18 protein-coding genes are annotated in these 26,555 nt (G+C 67.5%); 4 read left to right on the top strand and 14 right to left on the bottom strand.

The window, feature by feature from the left end; all coding sequences use genetic code 11:
* Positions 1-178 precede the first annotated feature (178 nt).
* The 9 genes from accC to EP7_RS23140 all read right to left on the bottom strand — a co-directional run bounded on the left by accC (position 179) and on the right by EP7_RS23140 (position 7,555).
* Positions 179-1,534, bottom strand: coding sequence for an acetyl-CoA carboxylase biotin carboxylase subunit (gene accC / locus EP7_RS23100; RefSeq protein ID WP_463528457.1), 1,356 nt, complete (start codon positions 1,532-1,534; stop codon positions 179-181).
* 25 nt (positions 1,535-1,559) lie between these two features.
* A complete protein-coding gene (gene accB, locus EP7_RS23105) occupies positions 1,560-2,012 on the bottom strand; it encodes an acetyl-CoA carboxylase biotin carboxyl carrier protein (RefSeq protein WP_463524509.1) in 453 nt (150 codons plus the stop codon).
* 132 nt (positions 2,013-2,144) lie between these two features.
* The gene (locus tag EP7_RS23110) at positions 2,145-3,245 is read right to left on the bottom strand and encodes a M24 family metallopeptidase (RefSeq protein WP_463524510.1); all 1,101 of its coding nucleotides are present in this window, start codon (positions 3,243-3,245) and stop codon (positions 2,145-2,147) included.
* Between the two features lie 90 nt (positions 3,246-3,335).
* Positions 3,336-3,758 carry a PH domain-containing protein gene (locus EP7_RS23115; RefSeq protein ID WP_463524512.1) on the bottom strand — a complete coding sequence of 141 codons (423 nt, stop codon included), beginning with the start codon at positions 3,756-3,758 and terminating at the stop codon, positions 3,336-3,338.
* Between the two features lie 74 nt (positions 3,759-3,832).
* Positions 3,833-4,816, bottom strand: coding sequence for a D-alanine--D-alanine ligase family protein (locus EP7_RS23120; RefSeq protein ID WP_463524514.1), 984 nt, complete (start codon positions 4,814-4,816; stop codon positions 3,833-3,835).
* Positions 4,817-4,906: 90 nt separating this feature from the next.
* On the bottom strand, positions 4,907-5,599 hold the full coding sequence (locus EP7_RS23125) for a hypothetical protein (RefSeq protein ID WP_463524515.1): 693 nt from the start codon (positions 5,597-5,599) through the stop codon (positions 4,907-4,909).
* Positions 5,596-6,105, bottom strand: coding sequence for an ExbD/TolR family protein (locus EP7_RS23130; RefSeq protein WP_463524516.1), 510 nt, complete (start codon positions 6,103-6,105; stop codon positions 5,596-5,598). The genes EP7_RS23125 and EP7_RS23130 overlap by 4 nt, the downstream gene beginning before the upstream one ends.
* Entirely contained in the window at positions 6,102-6,614 is a 513-nt protein-coding gene (locus EP7_RS23135) for an ExbD/TolR family protein (protein WP_463524517.1), read from the bottom strand. Before EP7_RS23135 ends, EP7_RS23130 begins: the two co-directional genes overlap by 4 nt.
* Positions 6,615-6,658: 44 nt before the next feature.
* Complete coding sequence (locus EP7_RS23140; protein ID WP_463524518.1) at positions 6,659-7,555, bottom strand: MotA/TolQ/ExbB proton channel family protein; 897 nt, start codon at positions 7,553-7,555, stop codon at positions 6,659-6,661.
* A 367-nt stretch (positions 7,556-7,922) separates the two neighbouring features.
* Here EP7_RS23140 and uvrA point away from each other — a divergent pair, with 367 nt between their 5' ends.
* The 3 genes from uvrA (at position 7,923) to EP7_RS23155 (ending at position 19,761) form a co-directional block, all read left to right on the top strand.
* Positions 7,923-14,399: an excinuclease ABC subunit UvrA gene (uvrA, locus tag EP7_RS23145; protein WP_463524519.1), complete on the top strand. Its 6,477-nt coding sequence runs from the start codon at positions 7,923-7,925 to the stop codon at positions 14,397-14,399.
* A gap of 798 nt (positions 14,400-15,197) precedes the next feature.
* Positions 15,198-18,290, top strand: coding sequence for a PSD1 and planctomycete cytochrome C domain-containing protein (locus tag EP7_RS23150; RefSeq protein WP_463524520.1), 3,093 nt, complete (start codon positions 15,198-15,200; stop codon positions 18,288-18,290).
* A gap of 4 nt (positions 18,291-18,294) precedes the next feature.
* Positions 18,295-19,761 carry a DUF1501 domain-containing protein gene (locus EP7_RS23155; protein WP_463524521.1) on the top strand — a complete coding sequence of 489 codons (1,467 nt, stop codon included), beginning with the start codon at positions 18,295-18,297 and terminating at the stop codon, positions 19,759-19,761.
* Here EP7_RS23155 and EP7_RS23160 read toward each other — a convergent pair.
* On the bottom strand, positions 19,758-21,185 hold the full coding sequence (locus tag EP7_RS23160) for a hypothetical protein (protein WP_463524522.1): 1,428 nt from the start codon (positions 21,183-21,185) through the stop codon (positions 19,758-19,760). The genes EP7_RS23155 and EP7_RS23160 overlap by 4 nt on opposite strands.
* A gap of 79 nt (positions 21,186-21,264) precedes the next feature.
* On the opposite strand from EP7_RS23160, the gene trmB reads away from it, so the two are divergent.
* Positions 21,265-22,068, top strand: coding sequence for a tRNA (guanine(46)-N(7))-methyltransferase TrmB (gene trmB, locus EP7_RS23165; RefSeq protein ID WP_463524523.1), 804 nt, complete (start codon positions 21,265-21,267; stop codon positions 22,066-22,068).
* 7 nt (positions 22,069-22,075) lie between these two features.
* Here trmB and EP7_RS23170 read toward each other — a convergent pair whose 3' ends face one another.
* From EP7_RS23170 to EP7_RS23185, 4 genes are all read right to left on the bottom strand, one after another.
* Entirely contained in the window at positions 22,076-22,936 is an 861-nt protein-coding gene (locus EP7_RS23170; RefSeq protein WP_463524524.1) for a DUF3179 domain-containing (seleno)protein, read from the bottom strand.
* Entirely contained in the window at positions 22,933-24,534 is a 1,602-nt protein-coding gene (locus tag EP7_RS23175) for a CRTAC1 family protein (protein WP_463524525.1), read from the bottom strand. Before EP7_RS23175 ends, EP7_RS23170 begins: the two co-directional genes overlap by 4 nt.
* Before the next feature lie 229 nt (positions 24,535-24,763).
* Positions 24,764-24,952, bottom strand: a complete 189-nt coding sequence (locus EP7_RS23180) for a hypothetical protein (RefSeq protein ID WP_463524526.1) — start codon at positions 24,950-24,952, stop codon at positions 24,764-24,766.
* A gap of 93 nt (positions 24,953-25,045) precedes the next feature.
* On the bottom strand, positions 25,046-26,053 hold the full coding sequence (locus tag EP7_RS23185; RefSeq protein WP_463524527.1) for a DUF1559 family PulG-like putative transporter: 1,008 nt from the start codon (positions 26,051-26,053) through the stop codon (positions 25,046-25,048).
* Between the last annotated feature and the right edge of the window lie 502 nt (positions 26,054-26,555).

Consider the following 26,555-nt stretch of genomic DNA (forward strand, 5'->3'; position numbering starts at 1 on the left):
CCCGTTCGAAACGAGAGGCCGGATCGGGCCGTTGTCAAGGGAGACCGAGGCGAATTCGTTGGCCCAATCTATCGAGTCGGCGCCTTGGATTCCAGGCCAGACCGCGCGCGGAGACGCCTCGCGGCACGTCGGGTGACGTGAGCCGCGAGGCGTCGGGTAGATCGGGTTAGGTTCGGACTCAGTGGCCGGTCGCGGGCATCAGGACGCGCTCAACCCAGGTGGTGTCGACGCGGCCGGCGATGAAGTCGGGGTGACGCATGATCCGGCGGTGCAGCGATAGCGTGGTGTGGATGCCGTCAACGCCCATCTCGTCGAGGGCCCGACGCATCCGAGCGAGGGCGGCCGGCCGGTCGGGGGCGTGCACGATCAGCTTGCCGACGAGGGAGTCGTAAGTCGGAGGGACGGTGTAGCCGACCTGGGCGTGAGAATCCCAGCGGACGCCGGGGCCACCGGGGAGCCGCAAGCCGGTGATCTTGCCCGGCGAGGGTCGGAAGTCGTGGTCGGGGTCCTCGGAGTTGATCCGGACCTCGATGGAGTGGCCGTTGCAGGGGATATCGTCTTGTTTGAAGCCGAGGGGCTCGCCGCTGGCGATCAGGATCTGCTGCTTGACGAGGTCGATCCCGGTGATCATCTCGGTGACGGGATGCTCGACCTGGATCCGGGCGTTGACCTCGATGAAGTAGAAGTTGTCTTCCTGGTCGACGAGGAACTCGCAGGTGCCGGCGTTCACGTAGCCGACGGCCTTGGCCAGGCGGACGGCGGCCTCGCCCAGTCGGCGGCGCACTTCGAGGGGGAGTGTGGGCGCCGGCCCTTCTTCGACGAGCTTCTGGTGGCGGCGCTGGAGCGAGCAGTCGCGGTCCCAGCAATGGACGACGTGGCCTTGCGAGTCGGCGAGGAACTGGACCTCGACGTGGCGGGGGCGGTCGATGAACTTCTCGAGGTAGACGCTCGAGTTCTTGAACGCGGCCTCGGCCTCGTTGCGTGCGGCCTGGAGTGCGCCCTTGAACTGGCTCTCCTCGTGGCAGACGCGCATCCCCTTGCCACCGCCGCCCGCGGCGGCCTTGATGAGGATCGGGTAGCCGATCGTCCTGGCCAGGCGGATGGCCTGCTCGTCATCGGCGATTGGGCCATCAGAGCCGGGGACGCAGGGGACCTTGGCGGCGGCGGCGACCGCCTTGGCCTCGGTCTTCAGGCCCATCTTGCGAATGGCCTCGTGCGGCGGGCCGATGAACTCGAAGTTACAGCTCCGGCAGATCTCGGCGAATTGGGGGTTCTCGCTGAGGAAGCCGTAGCCGGGGTGGATCGCCTGGACGTCGGCGACCTCGGCGGCGGCGATGATCCGGGGGATGTTCAGATAGCTGTCGGCGCTGGGAGCCTTGCCGATGCAGATGGCTCGATCGGCCAGGTCGAGATAGGGGGCGCCGCGGTCGGCCTGCGAGTAAACGGCGACGGACTCGACGCCGAGTTCCTTGCAGGCGCGGATGATCCGCAGCGCAATCTCGCCTCGGTTGGCCACCAGGATGCGCTGAAACATCGGCATCGCGGGAAATCGCCTCGGATTAGGCAGGGTTGACGCGGAAGAGGGGCTGACCGAACTCGACGGCCTGGCCGTTCTTGGCCAGGACCTCGAGGATGGTGCCCGCGACCCCAGCGGGGATGTCGGTGAAGACCTTCATGGCCTCGATGACGCAGACGGTCGTCTCGGGGCGGATCGCTCCACCGGCGACGACGAACGGCGGCGAGCTGGGGGAGCTCGCCGTGTAGAATGTGCCGACCATCGGGCTCTCGATGATCAGGCCGACGGGCGCGGCGGCCGGCGGCGGGGTCGCCGGCGCGGCCGGGAGGGCTGCGGCGGCCGGCGCCTGGGCGAAGGCAACCGGGCCGACGGCCTGGACGACGGGTACATCGGCGCCTCGGCGTCGGAGACGGATCTTGGTCCCGGCCTCCTGGATGTCGATGGCCGTCAGGTCATAGACCTTCATCAGGCGGACGAGGTGGCGGATTCGTTTCACGTCGGGTGATTCGGGTCGATCCGTCGGGTTTTCCGCCATGGCAAGCGAGACTCCGGGGGCACTGGCGACTGCGGCGAGGGCGGCCTCGGCCTTGTGGCAGGGGCGGCCGAGAGACGAATGAGAGAGTATCGGTCAGAGGCGGGTCGAGTCGATCGACTTCGGCAGGGAGGTCAGAACTTCGTGTCCGTCGGGTCTGATGAGGATGTCGTCTTCGATCCGGACACCCCCCCATCCCGGGAGGTAGACGCCGGGCTCGACGGTGACGACCATCCCCGGCTGAAGGATCACGCCGGACTCGCGGTTCATCCTCGGCTCTTCGTGGATGTCGAGCCCGAAGCCGTGTCCCAGGCCGTGAGTGAAGGCCGGGCCGAAGCCCGACCCGTCCAGCGATCCTCTGGCGACGGCGTCGATCTCGGAGGCGGTCGTGCCCGGCCTGATCGCGTCGATGGCCCTCTGCTGGGCCTTCAGGACCGCCCCGTAAACCGCTTCGAATTTCGGCCAGACCTTACCGATGACGACCATCCGAGTCAAGTCGCTTTTGTACCCGCGGGTGCTCGCGCCCCAATCCACGAGTACAAATTCGTCGGGGCCAACCTGGCGTTCCGCCGAGGGCCTGGCGTGCGGCAACGCGGCGTTCTCGCCGGCGGCAACGATCGGGGGGAAGGCCGCTCCGTCGGCGCCGGAGCACCTCAGGGAGCCTTCGAGCAGGTCGGCCGCGTCCTTCTCGGACTGGCCGACCTGGAGGCCGGCGCGGAATAAGAGGAAGGCACGCTCGGCCTGATCGACGGCGCGGCGAATCTCGTCGATCTCCGCATCATCCTTGACCATCCGCAGCCCTTCGACCAGCCCGTCGACGGCGACGAGTTCGATTCCGGGTGCATTCTCGGATAGCTTCCGGTGCTGAGCGACGGTGAGGGAGGCCGGCTCAAAGCCGAGCGATTGAACGCCGAGCTTGGCCGCGACCTCGCCGATTCCCGCTGCGAGGGGCTGGCCGATCGGCCGGATGTGGGCCTCGACGTCGGGGCATTCGCCGGAAAGTTGGGTGGTGTAGCGGCCATCGGAGATGGCCAGGACGCGGCCTGGCAGCACGAGCAAGGCCGTGGCATCGCCGGTGAAGCCGGTGAGGTAGCGGACGTTGGTCTCGGACGTGATGAGCAGTGCGTGGACGTGGACGTCCGTCGCCATCCACGTGGCACGAAGCCGCTCTCTCCGCCCCGCCTCGCGATCCGCCATGCGTCCGTGCCCGCTTCTTGAGATCTCGACTCGCCCCAAGGCGTTGCGCTAACAGTTACCAGACCCGGCGCCCCGGGGCAATCGAACAGGTCAGCGATATTGGTTCAGCAGGGCGCGGACTTGCTCAGGATCGGGGATTCCCGCGACGTCGATCTCGACTCCACTCTGGCCCGAGCTGGAGATGCCGACCGAGCCGACACCCAGGATGCGCTGGAAGAAGGACTGGTTGAGCTGGATGTTGCGGACATCTTCGTTGCGGATGTCGCTGAGCCGCTTGGAGAGGATGCCGGTGCGCAGGACCGTCCGGCGATTGGTAACCGTGAGGGTGGTCCCCTGGCAGTGCAGCCACCAGCAGAGCAGGATCAGGAAGCCGACCCCGAACAGCGGGACCAGGAGCAGGCAGACGACGTAATCGATGGGCCGGTTGCGAAACATTGACGGGTGGGCGTTGTAGAGGACGACCTCCTCGTCGAAATCGAGGCCGGAAACCAGGGCGGGCTTGGTGGCGAGCATAGCGTGCGAGTCTCCCGGACGGGTGGGGCCCCGGGGAAGATTCGCACGCCACGCCCGATTCTTGGATCAGAGGCTCAGCCGGTGGCGCCCAGCACCATCCGCTCGACGGCCCCTCGGGCGAGCTGGATGAGGAACTCGCCGTAGGCCAGGCCCGCGGCTTCCAGGGCTTTCGCCAGGCCGCCGTGGGGGCCGAGGTCGGGGTTGGGGTTCACTTCCAGGAGGACCGACCGCCCATCCGGACGTAGACGAACGTCCATCGTCGCGTAATCTCTGCATCCGACCGCGTAGAATGCCCGCTCGGCGAGGTGATTCAGGCGTAAGGCGAGTTCGGGTTCGAGGTCCGCGACCGAGTGGCTCAGGCCCCGGCCCTCGGCCCATTTCCGGTCATAGGTCACGATGGGCCAGGAGTCGCCCTCGAAATGGATCTCGGTCGGGGGGAGCATGGTGAGGCCGGGGGCCTCGATGACGTGGAGCTGGAACTCGCGGCCGGCGATGTATTCTTCGATCAGAACCGGGGCGCCGTACTCGGCCAGCAGCAGGGCGACGCGGTCGCGGAGCTGCTCGTCGGTCCGGACGACCGAGCCGTCGTCGATCCCCTGGCTGCTGTCCCTGAGGGCGGGCTTGACGATCACGGGCCAGCGGTCGAGGGACTCGACAAGGGGCAGCTCGCTGACGATCAGGCCGTCGGGCACGTCGATCCGGGCACGCCTGGCGAGCCGCTTGGTCCGGTCCTTGTCGCGGCCGGCCCGCAGCGCCGTGGCGGGCGAACCGGTGAAGGCGACGCCCGAACGCTCCAGGATGGTGGCGACGCGGGCCTCGGAATGGGGCTCATCCAGCATCCGCTCGTACAGGTTCACGACAACGTCGGGTCGGCGCGACCTGAGGGCCTCCACCAGCACCGAGAGGTCGTGCCCCACCTCGAGGCATTCGACCTGCATGCCGGCGCCCTTGAGCGTCTCGGCGACCGCACGCACCGCCGGGATGTTGCCGCGCTCGGAGGCGGACTCGGGGTGCGACTCGGGAAGGATCATCGCGTTGTGCAAGACGAGCAGTCGCATCGATGCCCTCGAACAGGACGCGAAACGAGCCGACCCTCGCGGGCCGGTCTGCCAGACCCGTGTCTATCGGCGATCGCCTTCGTCGAACTTTCACGATCGGGAAATTGCGTCACCATCGACGTCGTCGCCATGCGGGCTGGTCCGGTCATCCGCCGGGAACTCATCGCCGTCGATGAACACGGGGGGCGGGTCGCGGTCGATCCTGGGCGGCGGTGGTCTTCGCTGATAATTCCGCATCAAGGCCAGAATCAGGACCAGGGCTGCGCCGCCACCAACCGCCCAATCAAGCGAGATCGGCCGCGGCGGAGGACGCACATCCACTTTTGAAGGCGCGATCACCTCAGGTACGCCCGGCCCGACGATCAGCGGCGCCAGCCTGGGGACGTCCGTCGCGCGATACTCGATCTTCTTCAGATAAACACCGACGAAGGAAACCCTGGACCCGATCTTCGGGCTGGCCTCGGGGCTGAGCAGGCAGATTGGATCGCCGGAACCGGTGGTCAGCCAGACTTCCACGAGCGCGGGCAGCTGGCCCGCGGCCCCCTGGTGAAAGAGTCGCCGGACTTCTCCCTCGACGCGCACTCGCTTCCCGAGGAACGACTCCGGGTGGTCCCATAGGTCGCGGAAGCTTGCCGTCCTGGGCGGATCGGTCGCCGCCCCGGGCTGCAAGGCCGCGTGTAGCCCGGCGATGTCGGCCAGGGTCAGCGGGCCGTCTTCCGCCAGGCAGGCGGTGCCAATCAGGAGGGTCAGGGCGACGAATAGCCGGCCGTCCCGTGGTTTCATGGCGTGGCCGTCGACGCGTTGGTGCCCGAGGGGTCGGCCAGCCGGATCGCGGCGGCCCCGGCCTTGCTGCAGACGGCGATCAGCTTCGCGGCGAATTCGTACCGCAGGCGGTCGTCGGCGGCGATACGGACACGCAGGGGGCGGTCGCCCAGGAGCTTGGAGTACCGTGTAAGCCGATCGCCCAGGCCGTCGATATCTGGGACGGGGGCGTCGCCCAGCTTGAGGGCTTTCAGGTCGCCCAGGTCGTCGGCCTCGACGCGGAGCAGGAGGTCGTTTTCCAGGTCCGAGTCGATGCGGGGGGTGCTCGAGCGTGCCTGGCCGCCGGGCAGGCTCGGCAGCACGGCGGGGGCCGCGGGCAGATACATGTCGAGCCTCGTCTCCAGGGTGGGGGCCTGGAACGTCAGCACGAAGAAGGCCAGGAGCTGGAAGGCCATGTCGAGCATCGGGGTCACGGGGAACATGACCTCCTTGTGCTCGGTCAGGCGTTGCCGCATGGCCCGGCTCATGATTTGGGCTCCCGCGTCAGCACGATCAGGCTGAAGTGGGCGAACCCTCGCTCTTGCGCCGCCTGCAACGTCTTACGCACCGATCCGTAAGGGGCATCCTTGTCGGCGCGGATCACGACCAGGGTGGGCAGCTCGGCCACCGGCCCGGCCGGGGCGAAATCGGCGCCGGTCGGCCCTCGCTTGCGGTCGGCCAGAAGTTCCTGCCCCTCTCGCCTGAGCTTGGCCTGGGCGTCCCACCAGCGCGCGGCGCTCGCCTCGTCGACCGCCTCGTCGTCAACGAGCAGCCGCCCCCGGGCGTCGATGGCGGCGCTCAGACGATCGATGCCCAGCTCGCCGCCGGGCAAGGCCGCCGCGGCCACGGGCAGGCGCACGCGCTTGGTCTCCCCTTCCAGCTTGGTGCCGAAGTGGATCAGCATCATGAAGAAGGTGATGAGCTGGAGCACCACGTCCAGGAGCGGAGTCAGGTTCAGCTCGAACCCGCCGCCCCCCCTCCGAGTCCGGCGTCTCATCCGTCACCCCCCTGTTTGTCGGCCGGCGAGGCGCGGACCATCGGTCAGGCTTCCGGCTTGGGCAGGGTCGATGCCGTCGACGACGCGGTTGCCGACGACGATGCCGCGGAGTTGGCCGTCGGAACCAGGGGAGGTCGCTGCGGGCTGATCGGCGGCAGCCCGGTCCCCGCCTGCATCTGGGGGTGGAGCGCCCGCAGGCCCGGCGTGAACAGCTCGAGCAAGCTCTCGGCCGCCAGGGCCACTTCCAGCGAGATGCGCGCGATCCGGTTGCGGTACAGCGCGTGGAAGTAGATGGCCGGGATCGAGATGGCGATGCCTTCCAGGGTGGCGAACAGGGCCGTCGAGATCCCCGCCGCCAGGGCGCTCGCCTGGGGCGACGAGCCCGCCGTGGCGATCACGCGGAAGCTGAGGATCATCCCGTAAACCGTCCCCACCAGCCCGATCATCGGGCCCAGCGTGCCGACCGTCGCCAGGTAGGTGGTCCTGTGCTCCATCGCCATGCTCATGTCGTCGTTGGACAGCTCCATCGCCCGCTGGGCTTGCGCCGCACCCGACGGCAACTTGCGCACCCCCGCGGCCAGCACCCGAGCGAAGAACGAGTCGTCGCCTGTCAGCCTGGAATAGGCCTCGGTGTATTGCTTCCGGCCGAGCAGCTCGGTCAGGTCGTCGACCAGCCTCGGCGGCATGGCGACGACGCGGCGGAAGTGGAACGCCATCCAGGCGATCAGGGCCACCAGGTAGAACGACATCAAGAGGATGATGATGCCGATCCAGCCCGAGGCTTCGAACATCCACTTCAGGAAGTTCTGGGTCGTCTCGGCGTCGGCCTGCTCGACGACCTCCTGGGCCACCGCCCCACGCGCGACCGCCAGGATGAGCAGGGCAAGGCAGAAGCCCTTGACGTTCAGGCCGAGCAACGGGCGTCTGCGGGACCTCGGCATGGAAACGCCTCTCCAACTGAGAATCGGCACGTCGCGGCCGGCTGCGAAGGGCACACGGCCGACCCCGTCGCCCGCCCGGTTCACACTATCCGATCGGCCCCCGGCCCACAATCCGGGCCGCAGCCCCTTGCGCCGCGGGCACCTCGGGACGCAGAAGTCAGCGTCAGGCGGGACCAGGACGGCTCGGCGTGGAGTCCACTCGTCGCGAGGTGAGGCGGCCAGCGTCGCGATCGGTGGACAGGCGTTTCGAGCGTCGATACACTGATCGGGATTCGACGACGGCCGGCCCTCGCTCCCCGGCGGGCCGGACCCGGGCCGATCGTCGGCGCTTCCATCGACGAGCGAACGAACCAAGGACGTCCCACGGATGGCCAGCACGGACATCGTGATCCGAGGCGCACGCGAGCACAACCTCCGCGACGTCGCCCTCGACCTCCCGCGCGGCAAACTCATCTGCTTCACCGGCGTCAGCGGCTCGGGCAAAAGCTCCCTCGCCTTCGACACCCTCTATGCCGAGGGCCAGCGCCGCTACGTCGAGAGCCTCTCCAGCTACGCACGCCAGTTCCTCGGCCAGATGCCCAAGCCCGAGGTCGACAAGATCGACGGGCTCTCCCCCTCGATCTCGATCCAGCAGAAGACCGGCGGCCGCAACCCCAGGTCGACCGTCGGCACCATCACCGAGATCAACGACTACCTCCGCGTCCTGTTCGCCCGCGTCGGCCAGGTCTCCTGCCCTCGCTGCAAGACGCCCGTCGCGGCCCAGACCCGCGAGCAGATCGTCGAGCGCATCGCGGCCATGCCCGCGGGGACGTCCTACTCGATCCTGGCCCCGGTCATCCGCGGCCAGAAGGGCGAATACAAGGACCTGTTCGCCGACCTCGCCCGATCGGGCTACATGCGGGCCCGCGTCAACGGCCAGATCATCAACCTCTCCGACGCCCCCAAGCTCGACCGCTACACGAAGCACTCCATCGAGGTCGTCGTCGACCGCCTGAAGGCCGGCCCGTCCAATCGTTCGAGGCTCGCCGAGGCCGTCGAGGCGTCGCTCAAGCTGGGCGACGGCACCCTGATCCTCGCGGTCGAGGAGCAGGCCGACCAGCTCATGTCGTCGAAGTATGCCTGCCCCACCTGCGGGCTCGGCTTCGAGGAGCCCAGCCCGCAGCTCTTCAGCTTCAACAGCCCGCAGGGGATGTGCCCCGGCTGCGACGGGCTCGGCGAGCGCAATGACTTCGACATCGACCTGATCGTCCCCAACCCCAAGCTCTCCGTCTGGAAGGGGGCCATCGAGCCCTTCGGCGCGGTCGGCAAAATCAAGGGAACCTGGCGCAGGCACCTGTTCGAAGGGGTCGCGGCCAACTACGAGTCCGACCCCGACGGGCCCCCCGCGGGCACGATGCTCAAAGGTCCCTGGGCCGATCTCAGCCCCCAAATGCGCCACGTCTGGCTCTACGGCTCGGGCGATCGGCTCATCGTCCAGCACCTGGTGAACAAGGGCAAGCACCTCGCCCACGCCGAGCCCTGGCCGGGCATCGCCGTCGAGCTGATGGCCAAGTACCGGTCCTACAAGACGGGGACGAAGAAGGCCGCGCTCGAGCAGTATCTCCGGTCCATGACCTGCCCCGACTGCGGCGGCACCCGCCTGAATTCCAGGGCCAGGGCCGTGCGTGTCGGCGGCCGATCCATCGTCGAGCTGGGCTCGATGCCCATCGGTCAGGTCTCGCGGTTCTTCGACGCCCTGGCCGGCCAACCCGCCGCCGACCTCGCCCCCGCCCAGATGCCGACGCAGCTCGATTCGCTGTCGCGCACGATCGCCGACGAGTTGCTGAAGGAGATCCGCGGCCGGCTCGGGTTCCTGGTCGACGTCGGCCTGCACTATCTGGCCCTCGACCGCTCGGCCCCCACCCTCTCCGGCGGCGAGGCCCAGCGCATCAGGCTAGCCAGCCAGGTCGGCGCCGGGCTCGTCGGCGTGCTCTACATCCTCGACGAGCCCTCGATCGGCCTGCACCCGCGCGACAACGACAAGCTCATCGCCACCCTCGGCCGGCTCCGCGACGCGGGCAACACCGTCATCGTCGTCGAGCACGACGAGGACACGATGCGCGCCGCCGACTACCTCGTCGACTTCGGCCCCGGCCCCGGCGTCAAAGGAGGCGAGGTCGTCGCGCAAGGCACCCTCGCCCAGCTCTCCTCGGCCGAGCGTAGCGTCACCGGCGCGTTCCTGTCCGGCCGCGAGTCGATCGCCGTCCCGGCCGAACGGAGACCGCCCGGCGACCGCAAGCTCAAGATCGTGGGGGCAAGGCACAACAACCTCAAGGGGGTCGACGTCTCGATCCCGCTCGGTCTGGTCGTCGGCATCACCGGCGTCAGCGGGTCGGGCAAGAGTTCGTTGATCGGGGATATCCTCCGGGATACCCTCGCCCGAGACCTCAACGGCGCCACGACCGTCCAGCCCGGCGACCACGACCGGATCGAAGGGGTAGACCAGCTCGACAAGATCATCGACATCGACCAGTCCCCCATCGGCCGCACCCCCCGGTCGAACCCTGCGACGTATATCAAGCTTTTCGACCTGATCCGCGACCTCTACACCAAGCTGCCCGAGAGCAAGACGCGCGGCTACAAGACGGGCCGCTTCAGTTTCAACGTCGAAGGCGGGCGGTGCGAGGCCTGCACGGGCAACGGCTCGAACAAGCTGGAGATGGACTTCCTCGCCGACGTCTGGGTCCAGTGCGCCGTCTGCGAAGGCCGACGGTTCAACCGCGAGACCCTCAACGTCCGCTTCAAGGGGAAGAGCATCGGCGAGGTCCTGGAGATGGACGTGCAGGAGGCGCTGGAACACTTCGCCAACGTCCCCAAGATCGCCAACATGCTCCAGACCCTGCACGACGTGGGGCTCGACTATCTCAAGCTCGGTCAGCCCTCTCCCACCCTCTCCGGCGGCGAGGCCCAGCGCATCAAGCTGGCCCGCGAGCTGGTCCGCAAGGGGACCGGCCGCACGCTCTACGTCCTCGACGAACCGACCACCGGCCTCCACTTCGAGGACGTCCGCAAGCTCCTGAAAGTGCTCCACGGCTTCGCGGATGTTGGCAACACGGTGGTCGTCATCGAGCACAACCTCGACGTCATCAAGACGGCCGACTGGCTCATCGACCTCGGCCCTGAGGGGGGCGCGGGCGGCGGCCTCATCGTCGCCGAGGGTCCCCCCGAGCACGTCGCAAGCGTCCCCGCCAGCCACACCGGCCGGGCGCTCGCCAGGATCTTCTCGGGCGAGCACGCCAAGGTCGCCAACGCCCCCAAGAAACGCGGCAAGGGCTCGAAGGTGGCCGCGTCGTCTGAGTCCAATCTTGGCGCCATCTCGGTGCGGGGCGGCCGGCAGCACAACCTCAAGGGGGTTGATGTCGACATCCCCCGCAACAAGATGACCGTTTGCAGCGGGCCCAGCGGGTCGGGCAAGAGCTCGTTCGCCATCGACACCCTCTATGCCGAAGGCCAGCGCCGCTACGTCGAGAGCCTTTCCAGCTATGCACGCCAGTTTCTGGCCCCCCTGCCCAAGCCCCGCGCCGAGAAGATTACCGGCCTGAGCCCCGCCGTCAGCATCGAGCAGAAGACGACCAGCAAGAGCCCACGCTCGACCGTGGGCACGGTCACCGAGATCCACGACTACCTGCGCATCCTCTTCGCCCGCCTGGGCCACCCCCACTGCCCGACCTGCGGCTCCGCCATCGGCACCCAGACCGCCGACGAGATCGTCGAAAAAGTCCTGGAGATGGGCGACGAGACCAAGGTCTACGTCATGGCACCCATCAACCGCCGCGAAGGGGAAGACTACCAGGCGCTCTGGGACGACCTGCGGACCTCGGGGTTCGCCAGGGTCCGGGTCGATGGCACGTCGTATAACCTCGACGAGCCCCCCAAGCTCAACCAGCGCAGGAAGCACGCGATCGAGGTCGTCGTCGACCGCTCGATCGTCCGCCGCTCCACCCGCTCGCGCCTGGCCGACTCGATCGAGGCCGCGCTCGACCTGGGCAAGGGGGTCGTCCTCATCGCCCGGGTGGGGGACGACGCCGACGAGGCCCGCTGGCAGGTCGACCGCTACAGCCAGCATCGCAGCTGCGAAGGCTGCGGCCGGAGCTTCGAGGAGCTGACCCCGCACAACTTCTCGTTCAACAGCCCGCTCGGCTGGTGCCCGCTCTGCGAAGGCCTGGGTACCCAGCACGGGGCCAATCCCGCGGTGCTCATCCCCGACGGCCGTCGCTCCTTGCGAAATGGGGCCGTGGCCGTCTGGCCGAGCTTCGCCGAGAACCCCTTCTTCGCCCGGACGATCGACGCCTTCGCCCGCGATCAGGGGATCAGCCTGGACATTCCGTTCGACGAACTGGAAGGCCGGCACCGCAGGCTCATCCTCCACGGCGCCGGCGACGCCTGGTTCGTCGTCCCCGCCGCGGGCAAAGAGCCGAGCTTCGCCTTCCAATATAAGGGCCTTTTCCCCGCAATCGAGGAGGCCGCCCGAGTCTCGTTCGTCTACCGGATGAAGCTCTCGGGCATGGTCGACAACGTCCCTTGCAACGCCTGCATGGGGGCCAGGCTGAGGGATGACTCCGCCGCGGTCAAGTTCCGCGGGTCCACCATCGACCAGGTCAGCCACTGGCCGCTGGCCCGCACCCTCAAGTTCTTCCAGGGTCTGAAGCTGGCCGGCGCCGAGAAGCATATCGCCGGCGACCTCGTCCGCGAGGTCCGCGACCGCCTGAAGTTCCTCGACGACGTCGGCCTCGGCTACCTCACGCTCGGGCGCGGCACCCCCACCCTCTCCGGCGGCGAGAGCCAGCGCATTCGCCTGGCCAGCCAGGTCGGCAGCGGCCTGACCGGCGTCCTTTATGTGCTCGACGAGCCGACCATCGGCCTCCACCCCCGCGACAACGCACGCCTGCTGACCGCGCTGCAAAAGCTGCGAGACCTGGGAAATACGCTCGTCCTGGTCGAGCACGACCGCGAGATCCTAGAGGCCGCCGACTACCTGGTCGACTTCGGCCCGGGCTCCGGCGACGGCGGCGGCGAGATCACCGCGGCGGGCCCCCCCGCCCAGGTCAAGCTGTCCAAGACCTCGCTCACCGGCCGCTACCTCAGCGGGCTCTCGGCGATCCCGGTCCCCACCAATCGCCGGGTTCCCGACGGCCGGGTCCTGGCCATCCGCGGCGCCCGCCACCACAACTTGCAGAACATCGACGCCGAGTTCCCCATCGGCTGCGTCACGGTCGTCACCGGAGTCAGCGGATCGGGCAAGAGCTCGCTTGTCGAGGACATCCTCTCCAAGGCCGCCGCCAAGGCCCTCCATCGAGCCCAGGAAACCCCGGGCGCCCACGACCGGATCGACGGGCTTGACCTCTTCGACAAGGTCATCCGGGTCGACCAATCCCCGCTGGGTGGCACCCCGGCCTCGACCCCCGGCACCTACTCGGGCGCCTTCGACCTGATCCGCGAGCTGTTCGCCAAGCTCCCCGAATCGAAGCGAAGAGGCTACACCTCGCGTCGGTTCAGCTTCAACCAGCCGGGCGGCCGATGCGAGGCCTGCGAGGGGGCCGGCCAGAAGCGGATCGAGATGCATTTCTTGCCCGACGTCTGGGTCACCTGCGACGCCTGCAAGGGCCGACGGTACACCGCCGAGACCCTGCTCGTCACGTTCCGTGACAAGACCATCGCCGACGTCCTGGACATGAAGATCGACGCGGCGCTGGCGCTCTTTGCCGAGGTCCCCAAGATCCGCCGGATCATGCAGACCCTGCACGACGTTGGCCTCGGCTACGTCGCGCTCGGCCAGTCGGCCCCGACCCTCTCCGGCGGCGAGGCCCAGCGCGTGAAGCTCGCCGCCGAGCTGGCCCGGCCCGACACCGGCAAGACCCTCTACATCCTCGACGAGCCGACCACCGGCCTCCACCTTGACGACGTCCGCAAGCTCCTCGACGTCGTCCACCGACTGTCCGACCTGGGCAATACCGTCATCCTCATCGAGCACCATCTCGAAGTGATGAAGACCGCCGACTGGATCCTCGACATCGGCCCCGAGGCCGGCGCCGAGGGGGGGAAGATCGTCGCGGAAGGGTCGCCGGAAGTCGTCGCCAAGGTCGCCAAGAGCCTGACCGGATCGATCCTCGCCGGGGTCCTCGCCCTCGGCCCCCACGCCGAACGCCCCCGCTTCGACGCCAAGGCCGCCGCCAAGAAGGCACTCGCCGAGGCCCGCGCCCGCCTGACCTCCACTGAAGTGGCCAAGCTCGCGGGTGCAACCAGCCTCAAGAAGCTCGCGGCCGAGGATTCCGAAGCCCCTAAAGTCGGAGGCCGGCTCTGGCACACAACCCACCGCACGAGTCGGACCGGAAAGCCGGTCCGCTGGGACGGCCGGGTCCTCGACATCGTCGTCGAAGCCATGTCGTCCCTCCCCAACTACCCGCCGGCCGACTGGTCCAAGCGCACCGTCGTCCGGGTCTGGCCCCCCCTCGACCAGCAATCGGATGAAGACGGGCAAAACCTGCCCCCCTTCTTCGAAGCGTCGACCGGCGCCGAGTGGATCGTCACCCTCAACTTCGTTGTCCCGCACGGCACGTTCACCCTCCCCGAGCTGAACAAGCGCCTGAAGCTCGACCCCTTCTATCTGGCCCGGCCCCCCGTGAACTCGGACAAGGACCGGATTGTCCTCGCCCCCGGCTTCGTCCTCGACCTGGTCACCATCCACGCCCACTCCGCCGAAGAGCTGGACACCCCCGAGTTCCGCCACTTCCTCCAGGACGCCGCCCAGGCCCGCCTCAATCCCCCCAAGCGCCGGGCCCGAGTCTTCCGCGCCAGCGAGCTTTGACCAACCCAGGGATGACCCGAGTCCGCAACCAAGAACGCGACGCCAACGCCCCGTGGTCGGGGCGTTGGCGTCGCGTTTGGCCGTTGGATGCCCAGCCCGAACCGGGACGAGGCCAAACTGCATCCACGCATTGACAAAATCGGGAAATCGTCAAGAAATCAGGGAGAAAATCCGGAGTTCGAACGATGGTTTTCTATGAAGGATTGTCATTCGAGGGATGTGGGCGAAAACCCTCCTGCTTTTACGCCCAGGATTTGGTCCGAACCGCGAAAACAAAGATGACGAAACGAACCCGGGAACACCTCTTCGCCCCAGACGCAGTCATGGTCCGACTCGAGATTTCCCGAGACAAAACGAACCCAAGCTCCCCTGGAAAACCCCGGTCAGGCCCCGGCCGATGAGCCTGCGTCACCTACAAGGCAGTCACTCGCTCGCTCTTTGACAATCCTGTGAACCCGGCCCCATCGGCCTCCCACGACGAAACGAACCCGAGGGCCGACGACCGGGCCGGGCCGTCGCCGCGAGGGTTGCCGACGATGGGTGGCAGCGATACCATTCGAACTGGCTTCTATCGCGACTCGTAGAACAGGGACACGTGGCCGGCGAGATGCCGCCGCCCTGACCCTCTTCGTCTCGCGGTGGACCTTGCCCCCGCCTACCGCAGTACCTCCCGCCCGTGCCAGCGTCGAATCAAGCCTCGCGCCCCCCAAGCGTGCCGGCGGCCAGGCCGTCCGAGGGTCTAAGATGATGCGCCGACTGACCGACTTGCCAGCCTGCCCATCTCGCCGAACAAACCCAATGGCCCCGATGCTGGCCGCCGCCTTGATCTGTCTGGCGCAGTCGGTCTGGGCCGATGTCCCGGCACCTAAGGTCCAGTACAACCGAGACATCCGCCCGATCCTCTCGGAAAACTGCTTCGCTTGCCACGGGCCCGACAAAGGGCATCGCAAGGCGGACTTGAGGCTCGACCTCCGCGACGTGGCCATCGAGATGGGCGCCATCACCCCCGGTGACGTCGACGCCAGCGAGCTGGTCGCTCGCATCCTCGCCGCGGCCGACGACGAAGCCCTGATGCCGCCGACCGAGTCGAACAAAGTCCTCACCTCGGCGCAGAAGGACCTCCTGAAACGCTGGGTCGCCGAGGGGGCCGAGTACCAGCCCCACTGGGCCTATGTGCCGCCCAAGCGACCGATGCCCCCGGCGGTCGACGCCACGCGCGGGCAGGTCGTCAACCCGATCGACGCGTTCATCCTGGCCGGCCACCCCCTGAAGGCATCGCCCGAGGCCGACAAGCGGACCTTGCTTCGCCGCCTGAGCCTCGACCTGACCGGCCTGCCGCCGAGCCCCGCCGAGGTGAATGCGTTCCTCGCCGACGAGTCGGCCGATGCCTATGAGCGGCAGGTCGACCGACTGCTCCGGTCCCCTCACTATGGCGAGCGGATGGCCGTCCCCTGGCTCGACCTCGCCCGGTTCGCCGACACGGTCGGCTACCACGGCGACCAGAATCAGAACGTGTTCCCCTACCGCGACTACGTCATCAACGCCTTCAACACCAACAAGCCGTTCGACCAGTTCACCACCGAGCAGCTTGCCGGCGACTTGCTGCCCGACCCGACCCCCGAGCAGCTCACCGCCACCAGCTTCAACCGCCTGAATATGATGACCCGCGAGGGGGGTGCCCAGGCCAAGGAATACCTCGCCAAGTACGCCGCGGACCGCGTCCGCACAGTCTCGTCCACCTGGATGGGCTCGACCCTGGGTTGCGCCGAGTGCCACGACCACAAGTATGACCCGTTCACCGCCCGCGACTTCTACAGCCTGGGCGCCTTCTTCGCCGACGTCCGCCAGTGGGGCGTCTACTCCGACTACGGCTACACCCCGGTCCCGGAGCTGAAGGGCTTCAACAACGACTTCCCCTTCCCGCCCGAGATCGAGGTCGACAGCCCCTACCTCAAGCGCAGGCAGCAGGGCATCGAACGCGAGATCGCCAGGGTCGCCGCCGAGGCAACCGCCCCAATCGACGCCGACCGTGCCACCCGGGACGCCTTCGAAGCCTGGCTCGCCCAGGCACGCAACACGTTAAAGGTCTGGCCCGACGGCTGGATTTCGCCCTCCTCGACGATCCTCCAGCCCAAGCCCGGAGACGCCTCGACCGCCGCCGAACTCGAGGATGGCTCGATCCTCGTCGCCGGCAAGCCCGCGGGTGGTGGCGGCCTGAAGGTCGAACTCCGCCCCACGCCCGGTCGCGTCTCGGCCCTCCGCGTCGAGCTTCTGCCCGACCCCGCGAACCTGGGTTATCTCGCCCGCGACAAGGCCGAGTCGATCTCCGTCAGGCTCGAAGTCGGCCTCCTGAAATCGGGCCAACCACAGCCAACCCCGCTCCCCATCTGGTTCGCCGATGCCGAGATCAAGGCCCCTCGATACAACGGCGGGTCGCCCATCCAGGGCGTCACCGACGTCTGGACTTCCCCCAACACAGTGAACGCCCAGGCCCGGTCGGCCGTCTACGTCTTGAGGACTCCCATCCGCCTCGCGGAGGGTGACGCCCTCGTCGTCTTCGCCGCGTCGTCCAACCTCGGCCGCGTCCGGGTCTCGGTCAGCCCCTTCGGCACCGATCTCCCCCTGACCCCGGTCGTCGATGCCCCCCTGGTCGAAGCCTTGAATGCCGAGCGAGACAAGCGGACGGCCGAGCAGACCGCGCGGCTCCGCAAGCTGAGCCTCCTGTCCCACGCCGACGATCCCGACGCCCTCGCCCGGATCCAGGCCCTTCGAAACGAAGCCAACGACTGCCGCGACGGCCGGGCCTATATCACGGTCACGAAGGCCTGGGAACCGTCCACGACGAGGGTCCTGCCCCGCGGCAACTGGCAGGACGAGACCGGGCCCGTCGTCACGCCCGCCGTCCCCGGCTTCCTCGCCATCGGGACGAAGTCGGAAGGGCGGCAGACGAGGCTCGACCTGGCACGCTGGCTGACCTCGCCGGAGAACCCGCTCACCGCCCGCGTCTTCGTCAACCGCCTCTGGAAGCAGTTCTTCGGCAACGGACTGAGCACGGTCGTCGAGGACCTCGGCTCACAGGGCGAGGCTCCCACCCACCCCGAGCTGCTCGACTGGCTGGCGGCCGACTTCGTCGAGGGGGGCTGGGACGTCAAGGCGACGGTCAAGCGCATCGTTATGTCCGGCACCTATCGGCAGGACTCGCGGCCCAGGCCCGAGCTGCGTGAGGCCGACCCCAACAACCGGCTGCTCACCTCGCAGAACCCTCGGCGGCTGGAGGCCGAGTTCGTCCGCGACAACGCCCTGTCGATCGCAGGCTTGTTGAACCTGGAGCTGGGCGGTCCGAGCGCCCACCCCTACCAGCCGGCCGGCTACTACGCCAACATCCAGTTCCCCGACCGCGACTACAAGGCCGAACGGGACGACCGCCAGTATCGAAGGGGCCTCTACTCGCACTGGCAGCGCACCTTCTTGCACCCGATGCTGGCCAACTTCGACGCCCCCTCGCGCGAGGAATGCAACGCCGCCCGCAACGTGGCCAACACCCCGCAGCAGGCCCTGACCCTGCTGAACGACCCCACCTTCGTCGAGGCCGCCCGCGCCCTGGCAAGCCGGACCCTGGCCACGCCGGGGGATGACGACGCACGCATCGACGGTCTTCTCCGCCTCGCGCTCGCTCGCCCCGCCAAGCCCGCGGAACTCCGATCGCTGATCGGTTTCCTCGGGGAGCAACGCCGGATCTACGCCAGCGACCCCGACGCCGCGGGCAAGCTCGTCGCCGCCGGCCCTACGCTGTTCCGCTTGCAGCCGGGCCCGGACGCCTCCGAGACGGCCGCCTGGATGAGCGTCTGCCGCGTCGTCTTGAACCTGCACGAAACCATCACGCGGTATTGAACCCATGAACAACGCCCACCCCTTCGACTCGCCCGAGTTCCGCCAGGGCGTCAACCGCCGGACGTTCCTCGGCCGCTCGGCCTACGGACTCGGCGGGATGGCGCTCGCCGGCCTGCTCGATCCCTCGTCCGCCGCCCGGGCCGATGCGGCCGCGGCCGTCGAAGCGGCCGGCCGCTGGCGTGGGGTGATCCGGACGCCGCAGTCGCCGGTGCGGGCCAAGCGGATCATCCACCTCTGCATGGCCGGCGGCCCATCTCAGCTCGAGACGCTCGACTACAAGCCCGAGCTGGCGCGGCTCGACGGCAAGCCGTTCCCCGAGTCATTCACCAAGGGGCAGCAGCTCGCGCAGCTCCAGGGGGCCGAGCTGATCGCCCGGGGCCCGGCCTGCGGCTTCAAGAAGTTCGGCCAGTCGGGCCAGGAAATCTCCGATCTCTTCCCCAACATCGGCGCCCTGGCCGATGACCTCTGCATCATCCGCTCGATGCAGACCGAGCAGATCAACCACGACCCGGCCCACGCCTTCATGAACTCCGGGTCGATCATCAAAGGCCGCCCGAGCATGGGTTCGTGGCTGCTGTATGGCCTGGGGTCTGAGACCGACGACTTGCCCGGTTACGTGGTCCTCACCTCCGCGGGCAAGACCGGCCAGCAGCCCGTCTCGGCCCGCCAGTGGTCCGCTGGGTGCCTGCCCAGCAAGTTCCAGGGGATCCAGTTCCAGTCCAAGGGAGACGCCGTCCATTACATCGGCAACCCCGAGGGGGTCTGCCAGAGCACCCAGAGGCAGGTGATCGAGGAGGTCAACCGACTCAACGGCCTGCTCGCCGAGGACCGGCCCGACCCGGAGATCCAGACGAGGATCAGCCAGTATGAACTCGCGTTCCGGATGCAGACCTCGGTGCCCAACCTGACCGACTTCAAGAGCGAGTCGCCCGAGGTGCTCGACCTCTACGGCATCAAGCAGCCAGGCGACGGCAGCTTCGCCTCCAACTGCCTGATGGCCCGCCGCCTGGCCGAGCGCGGGGTCCGTTTCATCCAGCTCTATCACCGCGCCTGGGACCACCACGGCGAGATCAAGAAGAGCATGGAGATGACCGCCGAGGAGGTCGACCGCCCGTGCGCCGCCCTGGTCAGCGACCTGAAACGGCGCGGGCTGCTCGACGACACCCTGGTGATCTGGGGCGGAGAATTCGGCCGGACGCCGATGGGCCAGGGTTCCGGCCGAGATCACCACATCCTCAGCTTCGCCCTCTGGATGGCCGGCGGCGGCATCAAAGGGGGGGTCACCCACGGCGCCACCGACGAGCTTGGCTATCGAGCCGTCGAGGACGTCGTCCACGTCCGCGACCTGCACGCCACCCTGCTCCACCTCTGCGGGGTCGATCACCACCGCCTGACGTACAAGTTCCAGGGGCTCGACCTCAAGCTCACCGGGGTCGAGCCCGCCCACGTCATCAAGCAGGTCCTCGCCTAGCCGCTGGAAGAGACCGATTTCAGGTCGGCCCGCTGGCTCTCGTAGGTCTCGGCAAAGGCGAGGGCTTTCGGGTCGGGCTCGATCCCCCAGTGCTTGCAGGCCTGAACATAGACGCGCGGCCACCAGTTCTCGTGCTCGGTCAGCCCTTCGTCGCGCACCGTCGTCCAGTTGCTCAGAATCTTGGACCAGCACTTGTCGCCGTAATCGAGGGCTTCCTTCCAGTGCTTGAACTGGGGGACGTACCACTCGCGGCCGATCGCCGCGTGCAGAACCTCATCGGCCCAATCGAAGTCCTGGATCGTCGCCATCAGAGGGCTGCCCGAGCGTACCCCGACCTCCCACTCAAACTTCTTGCCCGTCTTGGACATCAGGCCTTGCTCGATGAAGTAGAGCACCGCGTGCCGTTCCAGGGGCTCGCACTCAGTGTTCAGCCGCAGCGACCAGTTGTGGGTGAACCGGGCCTCGGTCCAGTCGACTCCGTTGGCGACGAAGCCGACCTCGCCCATCATCGCGTGCCTGGCCTCGTCCCAGAGCTGCCGGGTCATATCTCGATAATAGCCCCAGGGCTTGCCGGGGGTCTGCACGATGATGCTCGCCATCATCTCGGGGACGTCGATCTCCCGCAGCCGCTTGAAGAGCATCATCAGGCTCTTGGTGCGGTCGTCGAAGGAGGGGTCATACAGCAGGGCCTCGGGGTTGACCCCCTGGTTGTAGGGGTCCTTGAACCGCTCATCACGCTGCGGCACGGGGTCGTACACATAGGGACTGGCCGAGTGCATCCGCGCCGGAGCGAGGGTGTGCGGGCCCGCCGAGGTGCTCAGCAGCCCCGACGTGTCGAAGGCCCGTTCGAGCAGGTCGAGCCAGGGCCGCATCGCCGCGAGTTCGTCGGGGCCGACGAGTGCGGCCACACACTCGCGGCCGAACGTGATCATCTCGGCGATCTCGAGCCTTGCGAACCGGAGCAGGCGCAGCGAGGGGGCGTCGGTCAGCGGGTTGGTTTCCTCGGCGTAGAACTCAATGGCCCGGTCGAGCGAGGGGAGGGCGGTCTCGTAGATTCCGACCAGCAGCTCGAGGGTGTTCGGCGCCGACCTGATCTCGTCGAAGGCGACTTCCATCGCGGGGTCGGGGATGGCGTCGAGACCGAGCGGTGGCTCGCGCATCTCGCCCACGCGGTCACGCAGGGCCATGACGTGCTCGGAGCAGAGGTAGGCGTGGTGCGAGAAGCCCGTCTTCAGCTCGTAAATGGGCTCGGCGGTGATGCGTCCGACGAAGATCTCGTGCAGCCTGCGAAACGCGTAGTGGAACCGCTTCAGGCGGCTGACGCAGTCCTCGATCCCGAGGCCGGGCCTGGCCGCGCCGGCCACCGTTCCGAGACCCGCGAGCTGAGGCAGACCCTTGTACGACCGATAGGTGCCCGGACCCATGATTCGCCCCTCCATGCAACGTGCCCTAGGCCGCAGGTGGCCGACTCGATCATAATCGGTCGGGCCGAGGGCCAGACAGGTGGGAACGAGCGAGAAGGCGGGCGGAATGGCCGATGAGTCGGGAATCGAGTGGGAATTTGGCATTCCGATCCCGGGCAGGATCCTCCCCGAGGCGGAGTGGGCCCGCACCGGGATCAAGCGGATGCCCCCGCCAGGGGCGCTCGACTGGCCCGAGATCTTCGGCCGATCCGCGCCGGTTGTGCTGGAGCTGGGCTGCGGCAACGGCCGCTATACCCTGATGAGCGCCTTGCGGCGTCCAGACCACGATCACTTCGCCAGCGACCTGCTGCCGGTGGTGATCCGTTATGCCACCCGCAGGGCCAACCAGCGCGGACTGGCCAACGTCCGGTTCGCCGTCCGGGACGCCCAGTCGATCGTCCGGTCGTATGTCGCTCCGGGGTCGGCGGCCGAGATCCACCTGTATCACCCGCAGCCCTACCACGACCCGCGGATGGCCCACCTCAGGCTGATCACCCCCGCTTTCGTCGCCGACGTCCACAAGGCCCTGACGCCGACCGGGCTGTTCGTCGTGCAGACCGACAACCCCGATTACTGGCAGTACATCCGCGACCTTCTGCCCCACTTCTTTGACTTCCAGCCCCTCTCAGAGCCCTGGCCCGATGCCCCCGAGGGGCGTTCCAGGCGAGAGATCCTGGCCCGCAGCCGGGGCCTGACGATCTACCGTGCGGAGGCACGCAGGCTCGACGATCTCTCGGTCGCAGAGGCCAGGGCGCAGGCCGAGCGGCTCCCCCTGCCCCGCTTCCGGAGCCGAGGGCCCTGGTGCGATCTCGACGCCTGGGAAGAACGTCAGCGTCCGGATTGAGGATCGATCATTCAGCGGGGATCGGTGGTTCTCGATCGGTGCCGACGAGGACGCTCGTCCTGGGATGGTCGCCGGTCCACGCTGCCCAGGTCGTCTTGACGAGCGGCTTGTACGTCGGGAGCGACTTGCCCTGGAGCGGCCCTGCCACGCAGTCGAGCTGATCCTTGCCCGGCAGCCAGAGGCTCCGCGTCCGCCGGTCGTAGAGCAAGGGGCGAACCTCGCTCTGATAGCCGGTCGTCCCGAGGCTGAGGGAGCGCCCGTCCAGGATCCGGGTGTAGGTCTCCGCTCGGCCGGTTCCCCGCGACACGACGACCGCGAAGGGTACGCCGGTCTCCTCATCATTGACGACTTCGGCCTTCAGCAGCAGGTCGAGCGGAAAGGCCCGCGGCCCGTCGCCGCTCTCCATTCCGAAGACCTCCTTGCGCGGGGGGAAGTGCCTGCCCAACGTCGTGTCGACCCCCTGGAAGATCGGGTAATCGATCCCGACGATCGAGTCCATGCCGAAGCCGCCGCTCAAGTTCAAGGTCGGGTCGAACGCGGCACCGGTGATATCGAAATAGATCGTGGGCAGGTTCTTGTCGTCCATGGCGGCCCAGAGCAGCCTGCGGCCTTCGCGTTCGACGATGAACCGGCTCGGCCGATTATTGTAGGTCCTGCGGTAGTGCAGGCCGACGTAGCCGATCGGCGTCGAATCCTCGGCCGCCCGCTCCTCCTCGCGCGTGATCTTGTAGTCGCGCCAGAGGTCACGGCCGACGAAGAACCAGACCACGATGACGATGGCCGCGAGGGCGATCCACGAGAGGATCCGGCGGACCCGGAACGGGATCCTCGATTGGAGGGGCGAGATGCCTGGCCGCTCTGCGCTCAAGGTCGGACCTCGTGGGAAAGGAGCCCAACGGCTTCGAACCGGGCGCGATCGGGACGGACTTCGACGGCCGCCTCTTCCTGACGCACGATGATCCGGCACCCGACGGGTAGCCCCTCATGCGACTGCATCGTCCCATCGGGCCAACGCACGAGCAAGCGGTCGACCCTCTCCGCAGCCCCGACGCCGAAATGGGCCGCCACATCCGAGGCGGCCAGCAGGCTGCCGCCTCGCCTGACCACCGCCACCTGGGTCCGGCCGGCCGCGGTCAGTTCCACGACGGCGCCGACCCCCTCGGTGTTGGGGGCCTTGCCGGCGAGAACCACCCGGATCGAGCGATTGGGGCTGCTCCCTTCGTTGACGAGAACGCGCAAGGGGCCGTCCATGGTGGTCATCACCAGGTCGACATCGCCATCGCCGTCCAGGTCGCCGGCGGCGACGGCCCGGCCTGACTGCATCTCCGCGAGCCTGGGGCCCCAGGCGTCGGTCACAGCCCTGAAGCTCGCCCGACCTTCGTTCTTCAGGAAGAGGGGGGGCATCGCATAGGTTGCGTCGGGAACCATGGGATAGACGTGGCCGTTGCCCTGGAAGAGGTCGGGCCAGCCGTCGTCGTCGAAATCGGCCAGGACGATCCCCCAGCCGACGAACCCGAGCGAGGCGACCCCGATGCGGCTTCCGGCCGAGGCGTCGAGATAATTCCCATCGGACTGTCGCAGGTGGAGTCTGGTCCCTTCCTGGCGGAAATTGCTGTAAACCAGGTCAAGGTGGCCGTCGCCATCCATGTCGGCCACCTCGACACCCATGCTCCCCTCGGGGTTGCCGAACGTGTTGGCGGCGACCCCGACCGCGACGGCCACCTCCTCGAATCGACCCCGGCCATCGTTGAGGAAGAGTTCGTTCGGCTGGGTGTCATTCGTGACGTAGAGGTCGAGGTCGCCGTCCAGGTCGAGGTCGGCCAGGACCGCACCCATCCCCTTGCATTCGGGCCGGACGAGCCCCGCATCTTTCGTCGCATCCACGAACGTGCCGTCACCCCTGTTCTTCCAGAGGACGTCCGGCTCGCCTCTGAGGACGGACGGGCCGGCGAAGACCATGTGGCCATTCATATAATCGATGAGCGGGGCCGGGGCCAGCGGGTCGGCGACGAGGTAGTTCGTCACGTAGAGGTCGAGCCAACCGTCGCCGTCGACGTCGCCCCAGGTGGCCGAGGCGCCCCAGAGTTGCTCCTCCCCGAGCCCCGCCTCCGCGGTCACGTCCCGGAAGACGCCCTTGCCTTCATTCCGCCAGAGCTGGTCGGGGCCTTCGTGGGCGACAAACAGGTCCGAGTCGCCGTCGGCGTCATAGTCGGCCACGGCAACACCCTGGGCCCAGCCGGCGTCGGTCAGACCCGACCCCTTCGTGATCTCGGTCCAGCGACCTGGTCCGTCATTGCGGAACAGCCAGGGGCCGCCCGAAGACTCAACCCGGCCGCCGACGACCCGACTTCCCGCGGCGACGTAGATGTCCAGGTCGCCGTCGACATCGAGGTCGAACAGGGCGACGCCGGTCCCGAGCGCATCAAGCGCCGATCGCTTCTCGGGCGAGCCGCATCGGGTGACCACGGCGAGTCCCCAATCGGCCGCCCGGTCGACGAACCAAGGGGCGTCGCCGCTGCGTGTAGGCCTGACGACGGCCGCAGGCGAACTGGGTGCAAACTCGATCGACGGCCCACCGCAGCCGCCGCCGCACGTCGCAATGCTGGCGGCTGCGATGAGAAGAATGAGGGGCCTGATGGGTCCGTGCCCTTGCTCGGCTGACAATCGCGCCGCGCTCATCGAGGCCCCTCGCAGGTCACTTGATATTCGCGGCCTTCTTGGAGCTCTGGCCGTATTCCCTCTGAATGCGCTGCTTGGCTTCTTTCTGCGCTTCCTCGATCTTGGCGGGGCTCTCGGCCGGGGCAGTGTCGCCGCCGCAGCCGACGAACCCGACCATGAGGGCCGCAAGGGTGAGCGTTGCGAGCGGGCAGGACAGCGTCTTCATAGGTTCAGATCCTGAGGAAATGTGAGACTGGAGAGCGGCGACGGGCCGGCCCCGGAGGATCGGACGGCCCGTCGCGTTGCGTCGAGTCGATGATCAGTAGGCGTCGGACGAGATGACCTCGCCGCCGGCCCTCGTGCTGAGACCCATCCAGACCTGCTGGTTGATGGTCTCCTTCACCGCCTTGACGCTGCCATCGGCCATGGCGGCGGTCGCGATGCCGGGGTGGTAGGACGAGGCGGGCTTCATGATGTACCACCAGCTGACGTCATCCATCGTGCAGCACGACTGGTTGGGCGTGCGGATGGTGTTGAACCAGTTGCGCCACATCGAACCCTCGACCCAGGTGTACCCCTTGTAGCGCCAGCCGCCGGTCCAGGGGATCTGCCCGTTCTGCCAGCTGATTGCGCTGCAATTGGCCGTCGCCTGCTGCACGGTCGAGGTCGCGGTCAGGCCTCGGACTTCGTAACAGTCGGAGACCTTGGTGCGAGCCGCGCCGGAGACGAGAGGCCCGTTGGCCACTTCGGAGGCCATGAGCGTGTTGCTCAGGCCGTCGGTGATGGCATTGAACCCCACCTGCGTCGGGACGTAAGGCCGGAGCGAGGCGTCATCGTCATAAGAACGGCCGAACAGGCCGTCCCAGGTCTTCGTGCGGGGCCACCAGGTCCCCGAGTTCCAGGCGTAATTGCTCGCCCAGAAGTTGAACCCGTCCGTGGCGTAGTTGGTGTAAATTTCCGAGGGGCAGACGTAGCCGGCCACTCGGGTCCGGCCGGCCGTCAGCGTCGCCGCGTTCGTCCAGATCCAGCGGTCGCCGAGGTTGAAGTTCATCGAGTTGTAGACCTGGTTCTGCTCGATGAACGGCAGCAGCGCGATGTGGGTCGAAAGCCCGCCGGGCATCTCGCCCATCGGCAGAATTCCCCAACTGCTCGCGTAGTTGTGGAACGCCAGCCCGATCTGCTTCAAGTTATTGGTGCACTGCATGCGCCTGGCAGCCTCGCGGGCGCTCTGCACCGCGGGCAACAGGAGGGCGATGAGCACTGCGATGATCGAAATGACCACGAGCAGCTCGATCAGCGTGAAACCGGGACGTCGTCTTCTCGACATGATCGTACCTCTGTTTCTGATGAGGGCGGAGTGAGAGATCGGCCTTGGGCAGGCCTGAGACAGGACCATCCAAAGTCATGAACGAAGGATGAGGCGACTCGTCTGGGCGGGACCAGCGCGTGCGACTACTCCCCCTTTGATGGGTTTGCGGGAGATCCCAGGTTTTCGAAACTTCAGGTACCGACGGGTTGGAGTGCCGGACGTCTCGAAGGTTGAGGACGTCGACCGCGTCGAGAAAGACTGACGGAAGGATCGAGGTGGCGAACGTTCCTTGCCGTGTTGCGAAGTGAACGGCAAGTTGTTGAGGTAGGAACGTCCCGAGCGAAGGAGCTTCGCGGGAAGACCCCACCTCAATTAGACGTTAATATCACGCCTCAAAATTCGTGTCAAACACTAAGTGAAAATTCGCGTCTATAAATGCGGTTACATCGATCCCATCAAGAGCCGATGATTTTTCCAGTCCAATCGCTCATGACTGATGCAGTCAGTCATATGCTGGTTG

Source organism: Isosphaeraceae bacterium EP7, from assembly GCA_038400315.1.
GTDB lineage: Bacteria > Planctomycetota > Planctomycetia > Isosphaerales > Isosphaeraceae > EP7.